Source organism: Sphingomonas sp. Ant20 (assembly GCF_000783375.1).
GTDB classification, from domain to species: domain Bacteria; phylum Pseudomonadota; class Alphaproteobacteria; order Sphingomonadales; family Sphingomonadaceae; genus Sphingomonas; species Sphingomonas aerolata.
Genome location: NZ_JRVI01000011.1, coordinates 1 through 8,059 on the forward strand (window position 1 = coordinate 1; position 8,059 = coordinate 8,059).

Consider the following 8,059-nt stretch of genomic DNA (forward strand, 5'->3'; position numbering starts at 1 on the left):
GGCACGGGCAGGCCCCGCCCGCGCATCCGGTCGAGCGCCTGCGACATCGAGGTCGCGGTGCCATAGGGAAGACCTGCGATAATCGCCCCGGCAGCGAACAGCTCGGGATAGGTGGCGAGCATCACGCCAGCCATCGCGCCGCCGGCCGACAATCCCGTTACATAGATGCGGTCGGGATCGATCGCGACGTCGCGGACCATCGTCGCGATCATCGACCGGATCGACTGCGCCTCACCGCCACCGCGGCGGATATCCTCGGCGTCGAACCAGTTGAAGCAGAGATTGCCGTTATTCGCGCGCTGCTGCTCGGGATAGAGCACGGCGAACCCGTGCCGGTCGGCAAGATCGGACCAGCCCGCCCCCCCGGTCATACCCCGTGGCGGTCTGCGTACAGCCATGGAGAACGACGACCAGCGGCATCCGCCGGTCGGACGTCGCCTCGGGCACATAGGTCAACGCACGCAACGCGCCGGGATTCGCGCCGAATGATTCGAGCGGGCGCAGGCGTGAGTCCTCGTTCTCTGGCTGCTCGGCGAAGCGCGCCGCCGCGGCGCGTTGCGCCTGCGCCAGTTGCGCGAGTGTTTCCGAAAGCCTGGCCATCGATCGTCCCGTCATGCGCGCCCGACGCCTTGCGCCCGGCTCCGTGAATGGTGCAGTGCAGCATATCTTGTGCCGCCCCTGCCCGATCACAAGGGCAAATCGCCGCCGGAGCTCAGCCGTGAGCCCGCGCGAAGGCGGCGGCGTCGGCGACCTGCGCGTCGATCGGGCGGATGCCGGTGTAGAGCACGAACTGCTCGAGCGCCTGAAGGATCGCGACCTCGGTGCCGGTGATGCAGCGTTTCCCCGCCGCAGCTGCGGCGCGCAGGAACGGCGTTTCCGGGGGATATTGCACGACGTCGAACGCAATGGCGCTCGTCGCAATCATCGCCGGCGGAAAGGCGAGCGCGTCCGCATCGGCTCCCGTCATCCCCATCGGCGTGACGTTGATCAGCAGGTCCGCCTGCTCTTCGGTGTGAAGATCCGCGGCCCATGCGAAGCCATAGAGATTGGCGAGCGCACGCCCGGCGGGTTCGTTGCGCGCGACGATGACGCCGTCGCGGAAGCCCGTGTCGCGTAATGCCGCGGCGACCGCCTTCGCCATCCCGCCCGACCCGCGCAGCACGAACCGCGTTGCCGGATCGATATCCGCAACCAGTGCCGCGACCGCGGCATAATCCGTGTTGTGCCCGGTCAGCACGCCATCGTCGTTCACGATCGTGTTGACGCTGTCGATCGCCGCGGCCGAGGGCGCGAGTCCATCGAGCAGCGCGATCACCGCCTCCTTGAACGGCATCGAGATCGCGCAGCCGCGGATGTCGAGCGCCCGGATACCGCGCACCGCGCCCTCCAGGTCGCGGGTCGAGAACGCCTTGTAGACATAGTCGAGTCCGGTCAGCGCATAGAGCCGGTTATGGAACCGGGTCCCGAAATTGCCCGGTCGCGCCGACAGCGACATGCACAGGCGTGTATCGCGCCCGATCAGCGGACGAGCGGGTTCCGGGGCTGAGGTCTGTTGGGTCATCGCCATAAAATAGGACGGCGATCCGCCGGGGTCGAGATACAAGCGCGGCGGAACAAGCGCCGCTACCCGGCGTAGAACCGGCGATGCGCGTCGTGACCCTTGCCGAACCGGACGATTTCGATGGCTGGCGCGATGCAGCGCGCGGCCTGATGGCCGATGACGTGCCCCCCGACGACGTGGTGTGGCAGGCGGGTAGCGCCCCTGCGGACCTGTTCGGGACGGTGCCACCGGATCCTCCTGTAGCATCCGCGCCGCGGGCTGCCTCCGCGACCGTCTCGGTCCCGCGCGCGTTCCTCGATCTCGCCCGCAGCGTCATCCTCGGCAGCGATCCGGAGCGGTTCGCGTTGCTCTACACGCTGCTCCACCGGCTGCGCCGCGAACCCAAGCTGATCGAGGATCGGGCCGATCCTCTCGTGCGACGCTCGAACGGATTGCGAAGGATGTCCGCCGCGACATCCACAAGATGCGCGCGTTCCTGCGCTTCCGCGAGGTCGAGGAAGAGGGCGCAACCCGGTTCGTCGCCTGGTTCGAACCCGATCACCACATCGTCCGCGCCAACGCCGCCTTCTTCGTCAATCGCTTTGCGAGCATGCGCTGGTCGATCCTGACCCCCAACGTCTCGATCCACTGGGACGGGACGATGCTCAGCGAAGGGCCGGGCGCCAAGAAGACCGACGCACCCGAGGGCGATCCGACCGAAGAAGTCTGGAAGACCTATTACGCCAGCACCTTCAACCCCGCGCGCGTCAAGATCGGCGCGATGTTGAAGGAAATGCCCCGCAAATACTGGAAGAACATGCCCGAAACCGATCTCGTCCCCGGCATGATCGCCACCGCACAGGCGCGCGAGAGCGGCATGATCGAGCGCGCCCGCGACGTCGTCGGCGGCAACAGCATGATCGCCTGGGAGGCGCTGCGCGACGAGGCCGCGGGCTGTACCCGCTGCCCGCTCTACAAGCCCGCGACCCAGACCGTGTTCGGCGAGGGACCGATCGACGCGCCGCTGATGTTCGTCGGCGAACAGCCAGGCGACCAGGAGGATCTTGCCGGGCGGCCGTTCGTCGGCCCCGCCGGTCAGATGTTCGATCGCGCGATGGCGGAGGCGGGACTCGACCGCAGCCGCGCCTATGTCACCAACGCGGTCAAGCATTTCAAGTTCGAACAGCGCGGCAAGCGGCGCATCCACGCCAAGCCCGGTGCCGGCGAGATCGAGGCCTGCCGGTGGTGGATCGAGCAGGAGCAGATGCTCGTCGCGCCCAAGGTGACGGTCGCGCTCGGCGCCACCGCGGCCCGCTCGCTGTTCGGCAAGGTGATGACGATCGGCAAGGAACGCGGCCGCGCGCTGCAGCTTCCCGGCGGCGGCGAGGCATGGATCACCGTCCATCCCAGTTACCTGCTGCGCCTGCCCGACAAGGTTCAGGCCGACGAGGAATATGCGCGATTCGTCGAGGATCTGCGAATGGCCGGCACGCGGCTGGCTTAGGCGAACCGATTGGCCCTTCCCTTCGCGCGCCGCATCGCGCAAATCCCCGCGCCATGTTCGAAAAGATTCTGGCCGTGCTGGCCACCTTCACGATCTGGGTGATCTCGTCCGGCGGCTATGTCGGCATCGCGATCCTCATGGCGATCGAAAGCGCGTGTATCCCGCTTCCATCCGAGATCATCATGCCGTTCGCCGGCTATCTGGTGTCGACCGGCCGGTTCGACCTGTATCTCGCCGCCACCGCGGGCGCGATCGGGTGCAACCTCGGCTCGATCGTCGCCTATGAGGTCGGCAAGCGCGGCGGTCGACCGATGGCCGAGCGCTGGGGTCGCTATGTCCTGATCGGCCCGGGCGAGCTCGATGCAGCAGACCGGTTCTTCGCGCGCTGGGGCAGCATGGCGGTGCTGATCGGGCGGCTGCTCCCCGTCATCCGCTCGTTCATCGCCTTTCCGGCGGGTGTCGCGCGGATGAAGCTCGTACCCTTCCACCTCTACACCTTCATCGGCTCCTGGCCGTGGTGCTTCGGGCTTGCCTGGGTCGGCATGAAGCTCGGCGACAAATGGGACAGCGACCCGCGTGTGAAGGCCGCCTTCCACAGCGCGGACCTGCTGATCGGCATCGTCCTGATCGCGCTGGTCGGCTTCTACATCTGGCACCGCGTCCGCGGGCTGAAGCGTCACCCGTAACCACGACGCCGGGCAAGCGCGCGCAGGTCTTCGTCACGCGTCGGTGCCAACGCCTGCACACGGCGCTGGTACGCGGCGACGATCTCCGGACCGGCCTGTGCGGGTGAGCCGCTGTCAAACGGTGGCTGGGGATCATATTCGAGCGCCAATTGCACCATGCGTGCATGCGCCTCGCCGCGGATTAGCGCGATCAGTGTCAGCGCAAAGTCGATGCCCGCCGTCACACCGCCGCCGGTGACTCGGTTGCGATCGACCACGGTGCGCGCGTCGACGGGGATCGCACCGAAGAGCGGCAACATGTCACGCTGAGCCCAGTGGCACCCCGCGCGGTACCCGTCGAGCAATCCCGCGGCACCCAGGATCAACGAGCCGGTGCAGACACTGGTGACCCATGTCGCGCCCGCCCCGACGGCCCCCACCCATGCCATCGCTTCGTCGTCGGCGATGACGTCGTTGAGTCCGAAGCCTCCCGGGACGCAAAGGATATCCGCGTACGGCACCTCGGCAAAGATCGCGGTCGGAAGGATCGAAAACCCGGCGTCGGTTGGCACCGGATCGCGCGTCTTCCAGACGAGATCGACCTGCGCCTCGCCAAGCCGCGACAGGATCTGGGCAGGACCGGTGAGGTCGAGCTGGGTGACGTTGGGAAACAGTAGGAAGGCGATACGAAAAGGGTCGCGCATGGCACAAGCTCCGTCCAGAGGGGCTGCCCAGGCGCGCGGCGGAACCGTCCGCGCTTCCCCGTGGTGATCCACTCGGCGCCAGTCACGCGGACGCGCCAACGCTATGCGGTTGTCTTTGACGACGCAACAGCATCGACGGGTTCGCGCGCTGAACGCAAACCGGTCGCGGCAGCCTATGGGAGAATGGGCACCTCGGCTGCGCGCTCCTTGTTTTCGCGGCGCGCTTCGCGAACGCGCTGCCCGAAACATCCGGTTGCGCCGCCAGGGCCGACGGTCGAGCAGCTGCCGATGCTGTTCGCACCGACACCGGTGCCGAGCGTGCCCTGCGCCTTGGCCGCCCAGCTCTCATTTTCGGGCGTCACGGCGAACTCGCGCAGCTCCTTGGGGACGCGATATTGCTCCTGCGCGCTGCGACGCACGCAGATGACGATTTCCTCGCCCTGTGCATTGGTCGGGCAGCGCTCGTTGCCGAACAGCGTGAGCACGCCGTTGACCGGGGCGCTGCGCGACACCTCACCCGGCGCGGACGCGGGCTTGGCTGCGGGGGCACCGGGCTTGGCCGGGATGGCCGCACCCGACGTCACCGTCTGCGCCGCCACCGGACCGGCGACCAGCAAGGCCGCCGCCATCATCATCCTCATACGCACCACTCCCATAATCCGTATCTGTTGGCCGACAGGATCGGCGATCGTCGGTGGCCCTAGGCTGAACGCTGCAACGCCACGCGTTTCAGTCCCAACGGCCGGCGCCGCGGTCAGATCCGTTTCGCGGTCGCGATCGCGACCTTGCAGCCCAGCCGGATCAGCGCGCTCATCACCGGATAGCCGGGGGTTTCCTCCGCCCCGGCAGCGATCGCGGTCGCCTTGTGCTCCAGCTCCTCGGCCTGGAAATCGAGGATCGCCGCGCTCAGTTCGGGATCGCTGTCGCCCAGTGCGACGAGCTGTTCGGCATAATGCTTGTCGATCTCGGTCTCGACCGCCGCGGTGCAGGCCATCGCGGCACGCGGGCTGATCGCGGCAGTGACCGCGCCAAGCGCGAAACCCGCGACCTTCCAGATCGGCTGCAGCACAGTCGGCCGCACACGCCGCTCAACAATCATCCGGTCGAAGAACGCGCGGTGACGCTCCTCCTGCTGCGCCATGTGATGGATCAGGCGCGACGACGGGTGCCGGTCGCCCAGCACCGCGAGCTGCCCCGCATAGATGCGGATCGCGCCATATTCGCCGGCTTGGTCGACGCGGACCATCGCCTCGCTCGGGTGCTTGCGATCGCCCGGCTTCCAGCCGGTGCCGCGCGGGACGGTCGGGATCGGGGTCGCGGTGGTCATCGTGTCTTCCTCATCAGCACGAAGATGGTGATCGCGCCGCCCAGGGAAAAGATCGCGTTGAACCCGGCGAGCGAAATCCCCGCCAGCGACCACTGCGCCGAATCACAGCGCACCATCGGCGCGTTCATGATCGCGGCGAGCCGTTCGGCCGGCGTCGTGCCCGCCATCGACACCGTCGTGGTGCAGGCGGTGATGCCGTTCCACCAGTGATATTCGACCCCGGCATGGAACAGCCCGATCGCGCCGCTGATCCCGATCAGCAATGCCGCGACGAGCACCAGCGAGGCGCGCAGCGAGCGCTGCGGCACCACGAACGTCGCCGCCGCGAGCAACACCGCCGAATAATGCGGCCAGCGCTGCCAGTGGCACATCTCGCACGGATAGAGCCCGCCCAGATATTGCGACCCGAGCGCCCCCAGCAACAGCAGCAGCGGCAGCACGAGCGCGATCGACCGGGCGATCTCCTCGTTCTTGGTCATCCCCAGCCCGCGGCGTACGCTCACTTGACGGGTGCCTTGGTCGCGGCGGCGACCTGCGCGGCGCCGCCGAGCCGGGCGACCGTCTTCAGCGCATAATAAAGCTGGAAGTCCTCGACCCCCTGCTTCTTCAGCGCCTCGGGCGTCGCCGAGAAGCGCGGATCGTCCTTGGTATCTTCCTCGAGCACCGCATTGTCGGCCTTCACCTCGTTGATCAGGTGACGACGCAGGTCGGCCTCGCGGAACACCGGGCGCGCCTTGTGATCGGGATCGCTGATCTGGAGCACGCGGATATCGGGTTCGATTCCGCCCTCTTGGACGGACCGGCCCGACGGCGTGAAGTAGCGCGCGGTCGTCAGGCGCAACGCGGTCTCGGGCCCGAGCTGGAGCACGGTCTGGACCGATCCCTTGCCGAAGGTGCGTTCGCCCATGATCAGCGCGCGGTGATGATCCTGCAGCGCGCCGCGACGATCTCGGAGGCCGATGCGGTCCCTGGATCGGTCAGCACGACGACCGGCAGGCCATGCGCGTCGTCGCCGGGCTTGGCGTAGTAGCGCTCGATATCCGTCTTCTCGCGGCCGCGCTGCGACACGATCTCACCGTGATCGAGGAACGCGTCGCTGACTGCGATCGCCTGGGTCAGCAGACCTCCGCCATTCTGCCGCAGGTCGACGACATAGCCGAGCGGACGGTGCCCCAGTGACTTGTCGATCGCCATGATCGCCGCGCGCGTGTCCGCGCCGGTATTCTCGCTGAAGGTGTTGATGTTGATATAACCGACATCGCCGCGCACCTCCCATTTCACCGGCTTCTGGACGATGATCTCGCGCAGCATCGACACGTCGAGCGGCTTGTCGCGACCCGGCCGGACGAGCCCCAGCGTGATCTTGCTGCCGGGCTTGCCGCGCATCTGCGCGACCGCCTCGTCGAGCGAATCGCCGTAGATCAGCTTGCCGTTGATATGCGTGATGTAATCGCCCGACTTGACGCCCGCGCGCGCGGCGGGCGAGTCTTCCTGCGGGGTGACGACCTTGATCGCGCCGTCCTCCATCTGCACCGTCAGGCCGAGGCCGCCATAATTGCCTTCGGTCATGATCCGCAGATTCTCGTAATCCAGCGCGTCGACATAGCTCGAATGCGGGTCGAGGCTTGCGAGCATCCCCTGGATCGCGCCCTTGATCAGCGTCTTGTCATCGACCTTGTCGACATATTCCGCCTTCACGCGGTTGAAGACGTCGAGAAACTGGTCGAACTCGCGATACGTGTCGGTATCGACCGCCGCCATCGCCGAGGTGGCCAGCGGCACGAGGGTCAGCGCGCCGAGGATGGCGGTAGCGGTAAGGATCGGACGTGGCATCTAAGGTCCTGAAACCGGGGGAAGGCACAGCGTAGCGGTATAGTGCGCGCGGAGCAAAGCCGCGACGGTCTTCGCGGTCTGGCGAATGGACGCCCGACCGGTTCTTGGTTGATTAGCCGATCAATGCGGCCGCGTCGACGGGTCGCCCGCGCCGCCGAAGCTCGACCGTGATCAGCGGATCCTCGCCCCCCGGCGCGGTGCCGATCCGCGATCCGGCGGCGACGCGGACGCCCGGTTTCACCCCGGTGTCGGCAAGCCCGGTCAACAGCGTCGTCCAGCCATCGCCGTGATCGAGGATCACGATCCGGCCATAACCGCGAAACGCCCGGGCGTAACGGACGATGCCCGCCGCCGGCGCGACTACGCGCGCGTCCGGCGCGACCGCGAAGGTCAGCCCGCGCGATCGCACGCCCACATCGGACACCGCGTCGAAGCCGGTGACGAGCCGGCCGCGTACGGGCAGGCGATAGGCACCGCGGCGCGGAC

General features: G+C 67.5%; 9 protein-coding genes, 2 pseudogenes and 1 riboswitch. Of the genes and pseudogenes, 2 read left to right on the forward strand and 9 right to left on the reverse strand.

From position 1 onward, the window contains the following. The 3 genes from NI18_RS27775 to NI18_RS02910 all read right to left on the reverse strand — a co-directional run. Nucleotides 1-371 (reverse strand): PHB depolymerase family esterase (locus NI18_RS27775; RefSeq protein ID WP_347574795.1); only part of this gene is annotated, 371 nt, incomplete at its 3' end. Continuing rightward, entirely contained in the window at nucleotides 289-600 is a 312-nt protein-coding gene (locus NI18_RS27780) for a PHB depolymerase family esterase (protein ID WP_347574796.1), read from the reverse strand. The genes NI18_RS27780 and NI18_RS27775, both read right to left, overlap by 83 nt. 112 nt (nucleotides 601-712) lie before the next feature. Next, nucleotides 713-1,561: a shikimate 5-dehydrogenase gene (locus tag NI18_RS02910; RefSeq protein WP_037527973.1), complete on the reverse strand. Its 849-nt coding sequence runs from the start codon at nucleotides 1,559-1,561 to the stop codon at nucleotides 713-715. An 83-nt stretch (nucleotides 1,562-1,644) separates the two neighbouring features. Here NI18_RS02910 and NI18_RS02915 point away from each other — a divergent pair. Continuing rightward, nucleotides 1,645-3,044: pseudogene (locus NI18_RS02915) on the forward strand (UdgX family uracil-DNA binding protein). A gap of 53 nt (nucleotides 3,045-3,097) precedes the next feature. Further along, complete coding sequence (locus tag NI18_RS02920) at nucleotides 3,098-3,730, forward strand: DedA family protein (RefSeq protein WP_031395680.1); 633 nt, start codon at nucleotides 3,098-3,100, stop codon at nucleotides 3,728-3,730. On the opposite strand, the gene NI18_RS02925 is transcribed toward NI18_RS02920, so the two are convergent. From NI18_RS02925 to NI18_RS02950, 6 genes and pseudogenes are all read right to left on the reverse strand, one after another. Beyond that, nucleotides 3,721-4,413 (reverse strand): DJ-1/PfpI family protein, encoded by a 693-nt coding sequence (locus NI18_RS02925; RefSeq protein WP_037527968.1) that lies wholly within the window; start codon nucleotides 4,411-4,413, stop codon nucleotides 3,721-3,723. The two genes, NI18_RS02920 and NI18_RS02925, sit on opposite strands and share 10 nt — an antisense overlap. Before the next feature lie 18 nt (nucleotides 4,414-4,431). Next, nucleotides 4,432-4,509: riboswitch (ZMP/ZTP riboswitch) on the reverse strand. A 77-nt stretch (nucleotides 4,510-4,586) separates the two neighbouring features. Then, nucleotides 4,587-5,054, reverse strand: coding sequence for a hypothetical protein (locus tag NI18_RS02930; protein WP_031439959.1), 468 nt, complete (start codon nucleotides 5,052-5,054; stop codon nucleotides 4,587-4,589). A gap of 113 nt (nucleotides 5,055-5,167) precedes the next feature. After that, entirely contained in the window at nucleotides 5,168-5,659 is a 492-nt protein-coding gene (locus tag NI18_RS02935; protein ID WP_081874192.1) for a demethoxyubiquinone hydroxylase family protein, read from the reverse strand. A 77-nt stretch (nucleotides 5,660-5,736) separates the two neighbouring features. After that, complete coding sequence (locus NI18_RS02940; protein ID WP_031395676.1) at nucleotides 5,737-6,219, reverse strand: disulfide bond formation protein B; 483 nt, start codon at nucleotides 6,217-6,219, stop codon at nucleotides 5,737-5,739. A gap of 20 nt (nucleotides 6,220-6,239) precedes the next feature. Further along, nucleotides 6,240-7,573: pseudogene (locus NI18_RS02945) on the reverse strand (S41 family peptidase). Nucleotides 7,574-7,685: 112 nt separating this feature from the next. Then, the coding region (locus NI18_RS02950; RefSeq protein WP_037527970.1) for a peptidoglycan DD-metalloendopeptidase family protein at nucleotides 7,686-8,059 on the reverse strand (374 nt) is incomplete at its 5' end.

Excerpts from the sequence above, each read along its gene's own strand:
- NI18_RS27780 (WP_347574796.1), bottom strand. The coding sequence starts at position 600 with ATGGCCAGGCTTTCGGAAACACTCGCGCAACTGGCGCAGGCGCAACGC.
- NI18_RS02910 (WP_037527973.1), bottom strand. The coding sequence starts at position 1,561 with ATGACCCAACAGACCTCAGCCCCGGAACCCGCTCGTCCGCTGATCGGG.
- NI18_RS02920 (WP_031395680.1), top strand. The coding sequence starts at position 3,098 with ATGTTCGAAAAGATTCTGGCCGTGCTGGCCACCTTCACGATCTGGGTG.
- NI18_RS02925 (WP_037527968.1), bottom strand. The coding sequence starts at position 4,413 with ATGCGCGACCCTTTTCGTATCGCCTTCCTACTGTTTCCCAACGTCACC.
- NI18_RS02930 (WP_031439959.1), bottom strand. The coding sequence starts at position 5,054 with ATGAGGATGATGATGGCGGCGGCCTTGCTGGTCGCCGGTCCGGTGGCG.
- NI18_RS02935 (WP_081874192.1), bottom strand. The coding sequence starts at position 5,659 with ATGGTCCGCGTCGACCAAGCCGGCGAATATGGCGCGATCCGCATCTAT.
- NI18_RS02940 (WP_031395676.1), bottom strand. The coding sequence starts at position 6,219 with ATGACCAAGAACGAGGAGATCGCCCGGTCGATCGCGCTCGTGCTGCCG.